This is a genomic window from Lentilactobacillus kosonis (assembly GCF_003864335.1).
GTDB lineage: Bacteria > Bacillota > Bacilli > Lactobacillales > Lactobacillaceae > Lentilactobacillus > Lentilactobacillus kosonis.
On the sequence record NZ_BEXA01000002.1, the window covers coordinates 157,962 to 173,243 of the forward strand.

The following is a 15,282-nucleotide window of genomic DNA, read 5'->3' on the forward strand; positions in this document are numbered from 1 at the left end:
TTAGATTAAGTAAATTTAATTAAACTAGTGTACAATTATGGTGTTAGATAATTTTACTGGAGGGGATTAATTTGTATAAAGGTGTAGTGTTTTTTGATTTAGATGGAACTTTATTTGATGACGATAAGAACGTATCGCAACAGAATATTGATGCCATCAAGGAATTAAAGCGTAATAATATTCTACCGATTATTTCAACAGGGCGGAATATTTTTGAGATCAATTACGTATTAAACAGTACCAAAATTAATTCAGTTGTTAGTGCTAATGGAAGTTACGTTCAATATGATGGTAAGAAGTTGGCCGCAGAGGTTATCCCACAAGACGTGATTGAAGATTTGTTAGAGTTTGCTCATCGTCAAGGGGATGTTGTGGCATTTTATAATAATAAAGAATTGGCACTAACGGCCGATAATGACTTAACGGTTGAGAATTATCGAATCTTAAGATTACATACTCAGGTTGACCCTAAGTGGTACCTTAAGCATGATGTTAACTTTATGTGTGTCTTTAACTATGATAAAGACAAGCGTTATCAAGATAAGTTCGAAGGTGAATTATCATTAGTTAGAAACAATCCTCGTTGCATGGATACAATGAATTGGGGTGTGTCCAAACAAACGGGAATTCAAACTTTAATGAAGCAAGCGGGTCTGGAAGGGGTGCCTTCATATGCCTTTGGCGATCAATTAAATGACCTTCAAATGTTTGCTGAAGTTGATCATCCAGTAGCAATGGGTAATGGTCATGAGAAGGCTAAGGCTGCTGCCGAATTTATCACGGATACTAATATGGATAATGGAATTGTTAAAGGATTACAACACTTTGGTTTAATTAAGTAAAAAACGAATGATGTAATAAAAAAGCATTAGTAACTCGAAGTTACTAATGCTTTTTTATATTGAGTTAACGCTTAATTCATTTGCGATTTAATATTATCTAAGGTCATTTCATTAGTATCATTAAAGTTAATGTCAGCGGCTGCTAATATTTTATCATCACCAATCCCAATTGAAGTCTCATTAGCGGCGTTGATGGCTTCGACGCCGGCAGCAGCATCTTCGACCCCAATACATTGTTCAGGCTTCAAATTGATTAGTTCAGCCCCTTTAAGATAAATTTCGGGGTCCGGTTTACCCTTAGTTAAAGATTTAGGGTCAACAATTTCAGGGAAGTAATCTGCTAATTCCAATTTACTAAGCACGGTTGGGGCGTTCTTAGAGGCTGAAGCAAGTGAAATCAAATAGTTATTTGCTTTCAAGGCATCAAGAAATTCTTTGATGCCTGGTAAGATATTAGCCGGTGTCATTTGATCAACTAACTTGAGATAATTGGTATTCTTTCAGTTGCAAGGTCAACTTTTCTTCATCGGTATATTTATCTGACAAGTTACCAGCTTTTAAAATCATTTCCAAAGAGTCCATCCGACTGATTCCTTTAAGCCCATCTTCTAGTTCTTGTGACCAAGGGGCGCCCACCTTATCAGCAACTTGATGCCAAGCCTGACTGTGGAAAACGGATGTATCGGTAATAACCCCATCTAAATCAAATACGAACCCTTTAATATCATCAAATTTTGTCATTTTATTCACTCCTAATTAGCGATAATTAATTGATTGAACTTTATTTTTTGTGAGGGAGTAATTCTGTCCCTTTACAGTAATGTTTGCATCTGCGTTAGCTTTAACACTGACAATGTTGTGGTCAATTATAAATGAGTAGGTGATGCCTTGGAAGAGACTGCAAAATTCGAGCTTAGTCCATTGCTTAGGTAAATGCGGATTAATGGCAATTACTTTACCATCAGTTGAAACGCCGCCATAATTTCTAGTTTCGATTTGGAGGGTTGCTCCCATCACCCCTAAGTGAATTCCTTCAGCGGTAGTTCCTCCCTGAATATCATAGTAATCAGAAAGCAAGGCAGTGGAGAATAGTTGCCAAGATTGATCCATATTGCCATCAATTTCATCAAGTACCGAGTAAACAATTCTTGAGAGTGTGGATCCATGAGTCGTGCGGTCTAAATAATATCGGAGATTTTTGTGAAGTAATTCTCTGGCAATTGGTAGCCAAGATTATTAATTACTTGTTCAACATCGGTGGCTGGTAGAGCGTAGTATGCCATCAAAGTATCAGCTTGTTTAGCAACCTGGTATGCATCAGGAGATTTTCCTTCACCTTTAAGTAGTCGATCGATTCTTGAAATATCTCCATACTTTTCCGATATGACTCAAAACTAATTCTTGATAGATTAAAGTAGCCTTCAAATTGACCAATAATGCCGTCTTCATTGATATCCAATCGAAGCTTGTGGGCAATATCGTTCATTTTAGTTAAGTCGTTATCAGAAAAATCAGCTTTATCTTCAACTGGTGTGACTTCGTCAGGATATCGGTTAATGAGATCATTGACCTTATCGAATAACCAAGAAACCATGATGTTAGTGTATGCATTATTGGTCAAGCCATGATCAGTTGAATTAGGGTATTCTTCATGAAACTCATCTGGTCCCATAACTTCTTTGATATCATAGCGATCAGCTTGTTTGTCATAAGAGGCCATGCTGATCCAAAATTTAGTGATTGATAGCAGCATTTCAAGACCATAATCCTTCATGAATTTCAAATCACCAGAAATGTGAACATAGTTGATAATATCATAAGCCACTGAAATCGAAACATGCCGCTGGAGACGACTGTTATCAGGATCCCATTTGCCACTAACAGGATTTAAGTGAAGAAATTGTGACTGTTCATCACCATACATTCCTGACTGCCAAGGGTACATTGCACCAGCTTTGTCTTCGCTTTTAGCATAGTCACGAGCAGGATTCAGTCGATTATACCGGTACATGAGACACTGTTTGGCAATCTTAGGGTAATGTGACGCGTAGAAGGGAAGGTCAAAGGTAACATCCCAAAAAACGTGACCCCGGTAGGCTTCACCATGCAATCCGCGGGCTCCGGTTGAGGCGTCAATTTCTCCAGTTGCCAGAGCTGAACCTGAAACCATTAAGTGATAGATGTTTACCCGGGTTAATTTTTGTGAAGTAATATCGTTACTAATCTTAATATCTGATAATTTCCATACATTATTAAAGAATTTTGACTATCTTTAAGTGTATCTTCATAGGAAGCAGATGCCAGATCATTTCGGGCAGCTTCCTCTGATATTAAAGTTTGATTTCCACTTGTGAATACGCTAACATTTTTTTCGAACGTGTAAGTCTGGTTGGGTTCTACATCTAAGTTAAGCGTTTGGCTGATCACTTGATTTTCGGTTGAAGTATCAATGTGATCTTTAATATCGCAACTACTACTAGTTAGCTTAGAATTAAGAATGAACTCGATTTTAGAAGTTTTAGTTCGACCGCGCAGCGAGATTTGGTTGTCATTTGCAGCCATACCGATAATTTCGAGGTGATGTTGATCAAAGTCTTTATATCGGTCAACGTTAAGGTTTTCAACACTTCCATCAAGTTTAGTGTAAATTTGAAGGCTACCTGAAAAATTAATCGGTTTGACTTCATATTGAATTGCAAAGCGGTGATAATTCGTCATATTTGCGACTTTTTTGGTACAAATCTCTAAGACCTGGCCAGTTGATAGCTGTACATGTAGGGTAGTAGTTAACACGCCAGTCTTTAAATTAAGACTTCGGTAGATATCTTGAATATCTTCTTTTTTAATTTGAAATGGTTCTTGATGGTCCACTCCAAAAGTAATATATTGTCCATTTGGCATATTCACTAGGTCTTCGTTAACGACATCATGATCATTAATCTTAGTGGTTAATTGATTGAATACCCCAGCTACATACATACCTGGATAATTATCTTGATCTGCATTTGATTCAACGAATGCGCCTCTAAGACCAAAATAACCATTTCCAATTGTTAACATGGCTTCCTGACCGTAGTTGCGCTTGCCACTATATTCACCATAGTAATCTAAATGCCATTTTAGATACTCAGTTTTTTGTTGGACGGCCTTTTCAAGACCAATTTCATTAGCAGTTTGCATATTAACAACTGGGACATTAAGTAAGTTAGCAATAGCTAAGCCAATGTCAATCTTTTGATGATTAATACCAATGATGGTATCGGAAAAATCATAATTCAGTGAATTTTCGATAATACCAGCATCAATTGGCAAACCAGTTAAAACTGATTTAATACTTTCCAGATTCTCGCCAATCGAGAGATCCGGATTGTATGTAATAATAAATTTTCTGAAGGGTGGTTGATTAGAATTTTCGGAGTAATTAATCTCCAACATACCTTCGCGAGCCTGAATAGCAAACGTTCTCATTTGTCTTCCCCCTTAAAAATAAATGCTTACAACACAATCTTAGTTCAACAATTAACAAAACTCAATTAAAGAGAACTAAAAAAGCACCGCTTCAGTAAGCAGTGCTGTTATTTTGAAGTTGATTCATTTTTAAGTAAATCGCGAATTTCTGATAACAACTCGGTTTGAGGGTCTGGCGCAGCCGATTCTTCCGGCTTTGGTCTACTAATCTTATTAATTAACTTGACCAATAAAAATACTACAAAGGCAATAATCAGAAAATTAATTACTGAGTTTAAGAATGCGCCATACTTAAATGTGGCATCCCCGATGCTAACTTGTAAGTTAGCTAAGTCTAATCTACCAATAAATAATCCAATCAATGGATTGATTAAGTTATCGTTCAGTGAGGTGACAATTGCAGTAAATGCACCACCAATAATAACCCCAATCGCCATATCGACTACGTTACCGCGACTAATAAACTCTTTAAATTCTTTAAACATTATTGAAGGTCACTTCCTTTCATATTAATAACTAGTATCATTATACATATTGGTTATTTGCGAATACAATTTAAAACCCATGAATCTTAGCGAATCTTAACGAAACGTGTGCTAGAATTAAACAAAATCTAATTTATTCGAATAGGATCAGACATGAAAAATATCTATTTAGTATTGGGAATTACAATAACGGGATTACTGGTAGCAGTGATTGTGACTATTTCAATAATATTCTATGGCAATCCAACTAAAATGGTTCTATTTTTGATAATCTCGGTGATTATCTACCAATTAATATTTACACCAGTAGTGATCTTGTACCTAAGAAATAAAACACCAAAATAATATCTGTGGGGGTGATTAAGATTTTTAAGCTTGTTAATGAAAGGCCTAGAATTATTGGAGTTGCTTTAGTCTTCTTCTCACTTGCGTTTATCTGGCAATTGGGAACACCTAGTTATGCAGCTACTAAAGTGCCTGATGAAACAGTCAGTGTGGTATTAAAGCCACGTAACCAAACAAAACTGTTCAAGTTGGTTTACAATACTAGCAATCCAAGTTCTATTAAGTATCACAAATATTTAGAGCCAACCGAGTTTGCCAACCGGTTTGGCGCAGAATCAAATACTGTTAAACAATTAAATAGTTACTTTAAAAAATATCATTTAGTAACTAAGCCTAAAAAAGGGAATTTAGTGCTGCTGGTCACTGGATCTAAGCAAAACTTGGCTAGAGCCTTTCACGTTACCTTAATTAAATCCCAAAATGATGGGGTAAGTTATCGAAAAATGCTTGGCAAGCCACGGTTAACTAAAAAACTAACTAACAAGATACTGCTAGTTAGTGGTTTATCCAGATACTATGCCGTTAGTTCTCGATACGCGCAACAGCCAGCATCTTTGGCATCAAAGATTCAAAGTAGTCATGCTAATGATGGTTATTCACCAATGAAGTTTGTTAACCATTATGGAGTTAAGTCGCTTTATGAGAGTGGAAACAGTGGCCGGAGTAAGACGATTGGTATTATTTCATTTGCTAATTATCACTACGCTGACGCTTATCACTATTGGAAATCGGTTGGAATTAATGTTCGCGCCAATCGATTAAGTGTCAGTCGCACTAGCGGAACTAAGGATAATTGGGCAAACGCTGAAGAAACAACGTTAGATGTTGAGCAAGCTGGAGCGATTGCCCCAGATGCGTTCATACGGACATATATTGGTAATCCAGATACTACTGGAATGATTTCTTCACTCGCAAATGCGGTTGCTGAGAATCGGGCTAGCGTTTTGTCGATCAGTTGGGGTCAAAGTGAAGCAACTCTGGCTAATGAAATCAGATTAGGCATTACGCCAACTAAGTATAATGAAGCGTTGAACCTCTTATTTGCTCAAGCAGCGGTTCAAGGAATTAGTGTTTTGAGTGCTAGCGGGGATAATGGAGCTTATGACGGCGTTTTAGAAGGCAATCAGAGTGGATTATCAGTTGATTTCCCAGCAAGTTCGCCGTTTGTTACTGCAGTTGGCGGGACGACATTATCAACTCATCAATGGGTCAACCATAAACGAGTGATTACCAAAAAAGAACGTGCTTGGGGGACGGACATTGTCAATCCAAGTACGACGACTAGCTTATCATTCAATAATCTTTCAAAGTTAACTAAATATTTTGTTGGTGGCGGAGGTGGTTTTAGTAAGTTTAATTCCACTCCTAAGTATCAATTAGGGGTAAGTGGGGTTAATACATTTGCAGCCATTAAAAAGTGGTCATTTACTGATAATCGGATTGTTAGAGTGGTTAGTGAACCGCAAAAGTACGGTAAATCGACTGGCCGTAATTTGCCAGATATTTCTGCGAATGCTGATCCAGTGACTGGTTATAGTATGTATGTTTCGGGTTCAAAAGATGGTTCTGATGGTTCGTGGTACGTTATGGGTGGTACTAGTCTGGCTGCGCCACAAATCGCTGCAAGTTTATTGCTTGTTGGAGATGATAATGGTAGTCGACTAGGTTTCGTCAATCCAATTATGTATAAATTAGCTCAATCAGCCAACTCACCATTCACACCATTAGATAGTGCTGAAAATAATAATAATCTGTATTATACCGGTCAACCTGGTAAGTTGTATAACCAAGCAACAGGGCTAGGAACGGTTAATTTTGGCAAACTATCGATGGCAATAAAAAATAATTATTAGTGGAGGTACTATATGGATTTGAAAACAACAAAATTAGGCCCTGGAGATTATTTTGAACGAATTGGAATTTTAATTTTTCTGATTTTACTAGTATTAACAGTTCAGATACCACTAGGAATTATTGCTAGAACCAAACAAATTACGACTGCAACGATCACATTGGGAGTGGCTTACTTACTGATTTTTGGGGTAGTTATTTTTATTGCTAGATACTTTTATCATCGGTATGGGAAAGTTACGCCTAAACCATTAAAGTGGCATGATATTAAATTAGTATTGATTGGCTTCGTAGTGATGCTAGCCTTCGAGATAAGCTTAGGGGTCCTTAATCAGTTAATTTACGGTGTTCAGCAAACATCTAATAATCAGGTGATTGCGCAATTATTAAATTCAAATCGGGTAACCCTGATCTTGCTACTAATTTCTTCGGTTTTTTTGTCTCCAATTTTAGAAGAATTAGTATTTAGAGGATTTTTAATCAGTAGCTTTTTTTAATCCAGTGGCTAAGGTTTGGCCGATAGTAGTTAGTGCTGTATTGTTTGCTATTCCTCACATGGAAGATTTGAACGTTATAAGTTTTTTAACGTATGCTTCGATGGGGGCAGTATTAGCTTATTTATATAATCGGACTAAGAATATCAAAGTTTCGATTGTCTTGCATTTTCTGAATAATTTGTATGCCATGCTCGGCATGGTAACCCTGTTGATGACTCAACATTAAGCGATAATATTAAAAGCATCAGTAAACCAATAGTCGGTGAAACTGATGCTTTTTGTTTGACTAGCTAAATTGTTTAATGCATTATTTAGATAATTAAAAATGAATTGGATGATGATTAAATGGGACTATCAAAGGCATTATTTAATGACCTATCAGAAGGTATTAAAGGACCTAAAAATTTAATTACGGATGTTTCAGGAGTTAAAGTTGGGCATGTCACAATTGATGATGGTAAGGTCCACTCTGGGGTCACGGCCATCATCCCAGGCACTGGGAATTTATTTCGTGACAAATTACCTGCGGGATCTTGTGTGTTAAATGGTTTCGGCAAGAGTGTTGGGTTAGTTCAGATTGATGAATTAGGTACTTTAGAGACGCCCATTGTATTGACTAATACATTTGCAGTTGGCACGGCTGTGAACGCATTGACTAGAAAAATGTTGGCTCAAATCCGGAAATTGGTGATACTACTAGTACGGTCAATCCAGTGGTTGCCGAATGCAACGATGGGGATGTTTCAGATATCAGAGCTATGCGAATTACCGAACATGATGTTAATCAAGCGTTTGAGAATGCTGATGAAGATTTTGCCGAAGGAGCGGTTGGAGCTGGTCGTGGGATGATGTGTTATGACCTAAAAGGTGGCATTGGTTCTGCATCCCGAGTGGTTAAGATTGATGATGATCATACATATACCGTAGGAACTTTAACCATGACTAATTACGGTTATTTACAAGACTTTATCGTTAATGGTTTACCCATTGGTAAGCCATTATCTGATATGATTCAGGCCGATAAAAATAAAGAAGAAAAGGGTTCAATTATCACAGTTATCGCCACTGATGCACCGCTAGATTCGCGACAGTTAAAACGATTAGCTAAACGAGCAACGGTAGGTATCAATCGTTCTGGGGGCTATATCGGTAATGGGAGTGGTGAAATCGTGTTTGCATTCTCAACTCAGAACCGAGTGGCCCATTTTGCGGATTCAGATTTTGATTCAATTACTCGATTTAATGATAATCACATTGATAAGTTTTTCGGCAGTCGCAGCAAGTGTGGATGAATCAATCTTAAGTTCAATGGTACATTCTGAATCAGTGATCGATCGTAAGCAACGTAAACGTTTGGGATTAATTGATGCATGTCTCAAACTGAAACAACAAAGTCCTGCATATGATGAATTAATAATGAATACATTAACGCTTTTAGGGGTGACTGAATAATGGATATCTTGTTGGACGCACCAAACATTGACCAATATGCTTGGGGAGCAATTAATGGTTGTGAGGCAGCCAGTTTATTAGAAGGATTACATTCCCAAGGTAAATTACTAGAAGTGAATTATGGAGAATTTTTAAAAAAAATGCCTATTGATCAAGCAGGCAATCCTAACCGAGGATTTGGTGGATCACCATTTAGAAATGCGCATGGGAAGTTTGAAGCAATTTTTGTCAAGCCCTTAGCCGATTGGGCAGCAAATTACACTAACTATCGTGATTTAAGCAATCAAGGTGTTGAATCGATTTATGAATCTGTGAAAAATGGTGATCCAGTTCTTGCATACGTAACGGTTCACTTTGAAGAGCCCAAAATTGAAACTTATCCATTTGGCGAGGTTCCAATCAATAATCATGCAGTATTAGTTGATGGAATAACCGATTTTCGGGTGCATGTTAGCGATCCTATCGATGGCACATATTACTTAGATAAGGCGAAATTTGTTCACATTTATCAAACCAGAAATATGGCATTAGCAATTTTAAAATGAGAAAACAATTAAAAATAGAATGCATAATTCTAATTTTTATGCTAAATTAATTAGTAACATTATATTTAAATCAAAATTCAGGGGAGTGAATTTGTATGGGTTTATCTCATAAGGTAACGTTAGCGTCAACATTTGCAACAGTTGCATTGATATTGGTAGGTTGTGGTAATTCAAGCAATAACGCTAAGAAACAATTGATTACTACTTCAACTGATACGGAATTATCAACAATCGACTTGTCCAAAACAACTTCAGTTTCGGCGTTTAATGTTTTGAATAACGTTGATGAGGGACTATTTCGATTGGGTGAAAATAGTAAAGTTGAACCTGGAATTGCTACTGATACTAGAGTTTCAAATAATGGTAAGACATACACATTTAACCTGAGAAGAAATGCAAAGTGGAGCAATGGTGACGCAGTTACAGCTAAGGATTTTGTTTATTCTTGGCGGAGAACTTTAAACCCAAAACGGCTTCCCAATATGGATATTTGTTCTCAGGAATTAAGAATGCTGATGAGATTCAAAATAAAAAAGCCGCTGTTAACTCTCTTGGAGTGAAAGCAGTTGGTAAGTACAAATTAGTAGTGAACTTGGATCAAAAGATTCCCTACTTTAAGTTGTTACTAGGGTTCCCTGTTTTCTTCCCTCAGGACTCTAAAGTAGTTGCTAAATATGGCAGTAAATATGGGACAACTGCCAGCAATATGGTCTATAACGGACCATTTACTTTGAGTGGTTGGAACGGAACGAACCTTAGCTGGACATTGAAGAAAAACCCTAATTATTGGGACAAGAAGAAGGTTAAACTTGATGACATTAAGTTTAACGTTGTTAAAGATCCGTCAACTAGTTTGAATTTGTATCAGCAAAAGAAGTTGGATATGGCTCAACTATCCGCCACTCAAGCTAAACAAATGGGTAACAATAAAAATATGATATCTCGGAAGCAATCATCTTCATATTATATTGCGTTCAACCAAAAAATTAGTGCATTTAAGAACAAAAAGATTAGGCAAGCAATCTCAATGTCAATCAATCGTTCAACATTAGCAAACAAAGTGGTTGGTGGTGGAGCGGTTCAAACTGATAACTTTGTTTCCAAGGGATTAGCGTTCTCACCAAATAATAATACCGATTTCACTAGTGATACAACTGCCCTGATTCAATGAAATACAATCCAACTGAGGCTCGGAAATTATTGACGGAGGGATTGAGTGAGATTGGTCAAAAACAATTAAAGTTTACATTGTTAAACGTTGATACTTATGACCAAAAGCAATTAAGCGAATATCTGCAAAGTACAATTGAAAAGACTTTACCACAAGTTAAGGTCACGTTGAACAATATTCCTGGCCAAACAGTATTAAGTCGCCAAGCTGACCAAAATTTCCAAGTGACCGTTGCTAACTGGTTTGCTGATTTCTCAGATCCCGTCACTTTCTTGAATATTTTGACTTCGAAAAACCCAAGCAATATCTCTAAATGGTCAGATAGGCAATATGATTCATTAATGAATAAAACGAATGGGGTCAACGGAAATCATCCAGATGCTCGTTGGCAAGACATGATTGATGCACAAAACCTCGCATTGAAGGAACAAGCAATCGTTCCATTGTATCAATCGGGTGAGAAATGGTTAGTAAACAGTAATATTAAAGGAATTGTTTATAACACTGCTGGTGCCAACTATAACTATAAAGAAGCTTACGTGAAGTAGGAGGTTGTTTTGAGTTCAGTAATTAAAAGTGTGAAAACCAGGGTGGTTGACGTTCCGTTAAAACGCCCGTTTGTCACTGCACTAAGAACAGTGACGACTGCTGAAACCGTGATTGTTGAGATTCGGGACTCTGATAACAATGTTGGCTATGGTGAAGCAGCTCCAACCGCAGTGATTACTGGGGATACTACCCAGAGCATTGTTGGAGCAATTGAAGACATCATTTCCCCCAAAATTATTGACATCTCATTGGATCAACCGGATGTTATCAAAGAATTGATCGATAATTCGATGGTGCATAACTCCAGTCCGAAGGCAGCGGTAAATATTGCAATTAATGATTTAATTGCTCAAAGATATCAGGTGCCGCTATATGTATTATTGGGTGGCACAAGTAATGAAGTGGTCACTGATTATACAGTCAGTGTTGGTGATACTGAAGATATGATTGATCAAGCGAGACAGTTGGTAAATGATGGCTTTACGACATTAAAAATCAAGGTGGGAGCAGAGGATGCATTAGCTGACTTGAAGAAAGTCACAGCAATTCGAAAAGCGGTTGGACCAGATGTCAAGATTCGATTAGATGCTAATCAAGGTTGGCGCGCAAAGCAGGCGGTGGTTGCAATCAAACGGATGGAAAGCGCTGGTTTGAATATCGAATTAGTTGAACAACCGGTCCAAGCTGCTGATTTTGTGGGAATGAAATATGTAACCGAAAACGTTGATACGATGATTATGGCGGATGAAAGTGTTTTTTCGATTGAAGATGCTTTGAGATTAATCACCATGCGCGGCTGTGATTTGATTAATTTAAAATTGATGAAGGCTGGTGGAATCGATAACGCATTAAAAATCAACGCACTGGCTGAAGCAGCCGGCATTAGATGCATGGTTGGTAGCATGATTGAATCATCTGTTTCTGTTTCGGCAGCTGCTCATCTTGCTGCGGCCAAGCGGAATATTATGTATGTTGATTTGGATGCGGCACTGATGTTTTCTGAAAATCCAGTTTCAGGTGGATATGTCAGTGATCAAAATCGACTTGAATTATTAAATAAACCCGGATTAGGATTTTAATAATTAGCAGGTGGGGTATGAATAAATTCATATCCCATTTTGTTAGTAACAAATTAAGCAAAACGTCATAGTAGATAACGAATGACAATCAAAAATAAAGTGGTAACATATGAAGAAATAGGAGGGGTGACGAATGAAAACAATGAGAATTAACGTTCCTGTTGCAACGATTTGGACATCAAAAGATGCTGTTCGATCAGTTGATGAGCCTGCAATTAAAGGGAATACTAAGCAATGGATTGAACAGATGACTGATCAAGAAACAATTGATTTAGGTGATAATGATCGGGTTGTCACCCAGGCATTATTTAACGATGAGGTTATAGTCGATCGAAAGGATAATGCTTGGACCAAGGTTGTGATACCCACTCAAGCTGATGATTTAGATAAGCGTGGTTATCCAGGGTGGATTCCCAGCGCTTTGATTTCTGAGACTGAGAGTAGTCCGGTTACAAGTCAGGTAAGAGTTGCCACTAAGTTCGCCGATTTGTATGATGAAGCTAAACATCCAATCATGGAATTGAGTCAGGGGACTGCTTTTGAAGAGCTTAGCCGAGATGGTGACTGGATTGAGATAAATACTCCGGTTGGTCCAGGTTATATTAAGGCTGATGCAACGAAAATTCCAATCGATGCTGACAATTCTGGTCAAATTATGGTTGAATTGGCCAAGCAATTTTTGGGACTTCGCTATATCTGGAGTGGTATTTCATCATATGGATTTGATTGCTCTGGATTAGTGTATAGTTTGCACCGGGTGTTAGGAATTATGATTCCAAGAGACGCTGATGATCAACACGCAAATGGGACACCAATCTCCCCGGAAGAAGTCCTGCCAGGTGACTTGGTATTTTTCGCTTATGATCATGGCAAGGGCTATGTCCATCATGTTGGGATGTACATTGGTAATGGCAAATGATTGAATCACGGACATTAGGTAAAAGTGTTGATATTGCTGAGCTAACAGAGCAAAAGTTTGCCGAAGAATTTGCGGGCTTTAGGAGATATTGGCACTAATGACGATACCAATAAATGCAATTAAGACTTTAGTTAATCAATTTGCGGGTAAAGCTAGTATTATTATTTCGGAGAATGGTGTTAATGTCCTAGCCATCAAAGAAAACGAAGTAATTAGATCCGCTTCGCTAATTAAATTGGCAGTTCTTAATACGTTAATTGACAGTCATACTAATCTAGATACAATAATCGAAATTGATGATCAAGCTCTGGTAGCTGGTTCAGGTGTTATTTCAGTTTTGCGTCCCCAAAAATTGCAAGTTAGAAAGCTTATGAGCATGATGATTAGCGTATCTGATAATAGTGCCACTAATATATTAATTAACTATATAGGTGGCATTGGAGTGGTTAATCAGTGGTTAAAATCGGCTGGCTTTAAGTCAACTCAATTAAATCGAATGATGATGGATACTAATGCTTTACAAGCTGGCCGAGATAATTTTACAACGGCTATTGAGTCACTTGCTTTGTTTAAGCGAGCTTTAGCTAGAAGCAGTGAAATTAATAGTTGGTTTATTAATCAGCAATTTCGCTATAAGTTACCTGGGAATTTTGATGAGTTAGGATTAAAAATCACAGTTGCTAATAAGACGGGTGAGGGTCAGTCATTGGATCACGATGTTGCCCAATTTATCTATGGTGATCAAACAATCGACATAGCTTTACTGACCAGTGACTTTGCAAATCGGTCTGATACAATTAGTTTGTTTAATCAGGTTGGCCAATTAATCGCATCGACAATTCTAAATAAATAGTTAATTTTATCTTGAGAAACGTTAAATTAAAGTCAATTCAAATAGGAATTGGCTTTTTTGATGTAAACTTTAAGCACAAATAAATTTTTAAGGAGTCCACTATGAATACACAAATTAAGACTAGATTAGCGACGATTGCAGTTACGTTAGTTGCTATTTTGGGAGTCTTCTTTATGGGAGTCAAAACCATTAGTGCTGATGAAAATGTTCAAACTAAAGCACTATCGCAGCCATACGTAGTGTATGGATCAGGATTGGCTTCGGAAGATAAAGATAGCATTAGTAATGCTTTGGGGGTTAAGTCAAACTATCAATCGTTAACGGTTAATGGTTCTGACTATGCTACCTATATCAATTCAGCTGGGACTAGCGACGCTAGTATGATCAGTAGTGTTTCTTTGGCTCCTGCTGATCCTGGAACTGGCGTTAAGGTAAATATTGAACCCTACGATGGTAGTAATAATATTACTCAAGTGACATCCCAACAGTATTCGATGGTGGCAACGATGGCTGGAGTTAACGATGTGATTATCACTGTTACTGCAGACAAACCGGTATCGGGTGAATCGGCATTAACTGGTGTTTATAAAGCGTTAGCGAACGATGGAATTACCTTGAATCAACAGAACACTCAGGCAGCTAATGGGGTCCTTGATGCAACGCAACCAGCAATTAACCAAAATAGTGATGACAAAAGTTACCCAGGTAAACTAATGGCCGCAGTTGGCCAAGTTTCATCTGATTTAGCTAAACAACGACAAAAAAATGATCAATTAGCTACGAAGAATGATATTCAACAAATGCTTCAAGATGCTTTGCAGGAACAAGGAATTAACGATAAGACATCACAAACCACTATTAATAACATTGTTATTGCTTTAGGAAACGTGCAAAAAGCGCCAATTTCAGAGTCTAACACATATATTAATAATGCTAAGGGAATGGCTAGCGATTTAGCTAATTCTGTTGGTGATAAAATGGCAGATCTAAAAGATTTTGCAAATAGTGCCGATGCTAAAAAAGCTGAGGGCTTTCTTGCTAGAATCTGGCAAGCAGTGGTGGATTTCTTTAGTAATTTATTTTAAATAATTAAAATAGATTGACTCATAAACTTTCAATTGCTTATGCATGTGAATTAGTTTATGAGTTTTTTTGTGTGTTTTAAACTAACTAGCTTAACTTTGAAAACCATAAGTAGGTAGCAATATATATAAAGCAACAGGACG

The 15,282-nt window shown here is 37.4% G+C and carries 10 protein-coding genes and 4 pseudogenes; 11 read left to right on the top strand and 3 right to left on the bottom strand.

Features of this window, described 5'->3' with window-relative positions:
* Nucleotides 1-71: 71 nt before the first annotated feature.
* A complete protein-coding gene (locus tag NBRC111893_RS03670; RefSeq protein WP_125008035.1) occupies nt 72-842 on the top strand; it encodes a Cof-type HAD-IIB family hydrolase in 771 nt (256 codons plus the stop codon).
* Between the two features lie 71 nt (nt 843-913).
* Here NBRC111893_RS03670 and pgmB read toward each other — a convergent pair.
* The 3 genes and pseudogenes from pgmB to mscL all read right to left on the bottom strand — a co-directional run bounded on the left by pgmB (nt 914) and on the right by mscL (nt 4,795).
* A pseudogene (pgmB, locus tag NBRC111893_RS03675) lies at nt 914-1,583 on the bottom strand (beta-phosphoglucomutase).
* Nucleotides 1,584-1,598: 15 nt separating this feature from the next.
* Nucleotides 1,599-4,310 (bottom strand): annotated as a pseudogene (locus tag NBRC111893_RS03680) (glycoside hydrolase family 65 protein).
* Nucleotides 4,311-4,417: 107 nt separating this feature from the next.
* Nucleotides 4,418-4,795, bottom strand: coding sequence for a large-conductance mechanosensitive channel protein MscL (mscL, locus tag NBRC111893_RS03685; RefSeq protein ID WP_125008036.1), 378 nt, complete (start codon nt 4,793-4,795; stop codon nt 4,418-4,420).
* Nucleotides 4,796-5,151: 356 nt separating this feature from the next.
* Between mscL and NBRC111893_RS03690 the strand changes: the two genes are divergently transcribed.
* From NBRC111893_RS03690 to NBRC111893_RS03730, 10 genes and pseudogenes are all read left to right on the top strand, one after another.
* Nucleotides 5,152-6,993, top strand: coding sequence for a S53 family peptidase (locus NBRC111893_RS03690; protein ID WP_125008037.1), 1,842 nt, complete (start codon nt 5,152-5,154; stop codon nt 6,991-6,993).
* Nucleotides 6,994-7,005: 12 nt separating this feature from the next.
* Nucleotides 7,006-7,488: a hypothetical protein gene (locus tag NBRC111893_RS03695; RefSeq protein WP_225417553.1), complete on the top strand. Its 483-nt coding sequence runs from the start codon at nt 7,006-7,008 to the stop codon at nt 7,486-7,488.
* Between the two features lie 4 nt (nt 7,489-7,492).
* Entirely contained in the window at nt 7,493-7,714 is a 222-nt protein-coding gene (locus NBRC111893_RS11130) for a CPBP family intramembrane glutamic endopeptidase (protein WP_225417555.1), read from the top strand.
* Between the two features lie 119 nt (nt 7,715-7,833).
* Nucleotides 7,834-8,940 (top strand): annotated as a pseudogene (locus NBRC111893_RS03700) (DmpA family aminopeptidase).
* Entirely contained in the window at nt 8,940-9,485 is a 546-nt protein-coding gene (locus tag NBRC111893_RS03705) for a C39 family peptidase (protein ID WP_125008038.1), read from the top strand. The pseudogene NBRC111893_RS03700 and the gene NBRC111893_RS03705 overlap by 1 nt, the downstream one beginning before the upstream one ends.
* Before the next feature lie 95 nt (nt 9,486-9,580).
* Nucleotides 9,581-11,204: pseudogene (locus tag NBRC111893_RS03710) on the top strand (peptide ABC transporter substrate-binding protein).
* A gap of 9 nt (nt 11,205-11,213) precedes the next feature.
* Nucleotides 11,214-12,284: a dipeptide epimerase gene (locus NBRC111893_RS03715; protein ID WP_125008039.1), complete on the top strand. Its 1,071-nt coding sequence runs from the start codon at nt 11,214-11,216 to the stop codon at nt 12,282-12,284.
* Between the two features lie 133 nt (nt 12,285-12,417).
* Nucleotides 12,418-13,203 (top strand): C40 family peptidase, encoded by a 786-nt coding sequence (locus tag NBRC111893_RS03720; protein WP_369689696.1) that lies wholly within the window; start codon nt 12,418-12,420, stop codon nt 13,201-13,203.
* A gap of 97 nt (nt 13,204-13,300) precedes the next feature.
* Nucleotides 13,301-14,056 (top strand): serine hydrolase, encoded by a 756-nt coding sequence (locus NBRC111893_RS03725; protein WP_125008040.1) that lies wholly within the window; start codon nt 13,301-13,303, stop codon nt 14,054-14,056.
* A 173-nt stretch (nt 14,057-14,229) separates the two neighbouring features.
* Entirely contained in the window at nt 14,230-15,141 is a 912-nt protein-coding gene (locus NBRC111893_RS03730) for a DUF1002 domain-containing protein (protein ID WP_439957174.1), read from the top strand.
* Nucleotides 15,142-15,282 lie beyond the last annotated feature (141 nt).

Bases quoted from the DNA above. Each gene is read 5' to 3' on its own strand.
- mscL (WP_125008036.1), bottom strand. From the start codon at position 4,795: ATGTTTAAAGAATTTAAAGAGTTTATTAGTCGCGGTAACGTAGTCGAT.
- NBRC111893_RS03695 (WP_225417553.1), top strand. From the start codon at position 7,006: ATGGATTTGAAAACAACAAAATTAGGCCCTGGAGATTATTTTGAACGA.
- NBRC111893_RS03705 (WP_125008038.1), top strand. From the start codon at position 8,940: ATGGATATCTTGTTGGACGCACCAAACATTGACCAATATGCTTGGGGA.
- NBRC111893_RS03720 (WP_369689696.1), top strand. From the start codon at position 12,418: ATGAAAACAATGAGAATTAACGTTCCTGTTGCAACGATTTGGACATCA.
- NBRC111893_RS03725 (WP_125008040.1), top strand. From the start codon at position 13,301: ATGACGATACCAATAAATGCAATTAAGACTTTAGTTAATCAATTTGCG.
- NBRC111893_RS03730 (WP_439957174.1), top strand. From the start codon at position 14,230: ATGGGAGTCAAAACCATTAGTGCTGATGAAAATGTTCAAACTAAAGCA.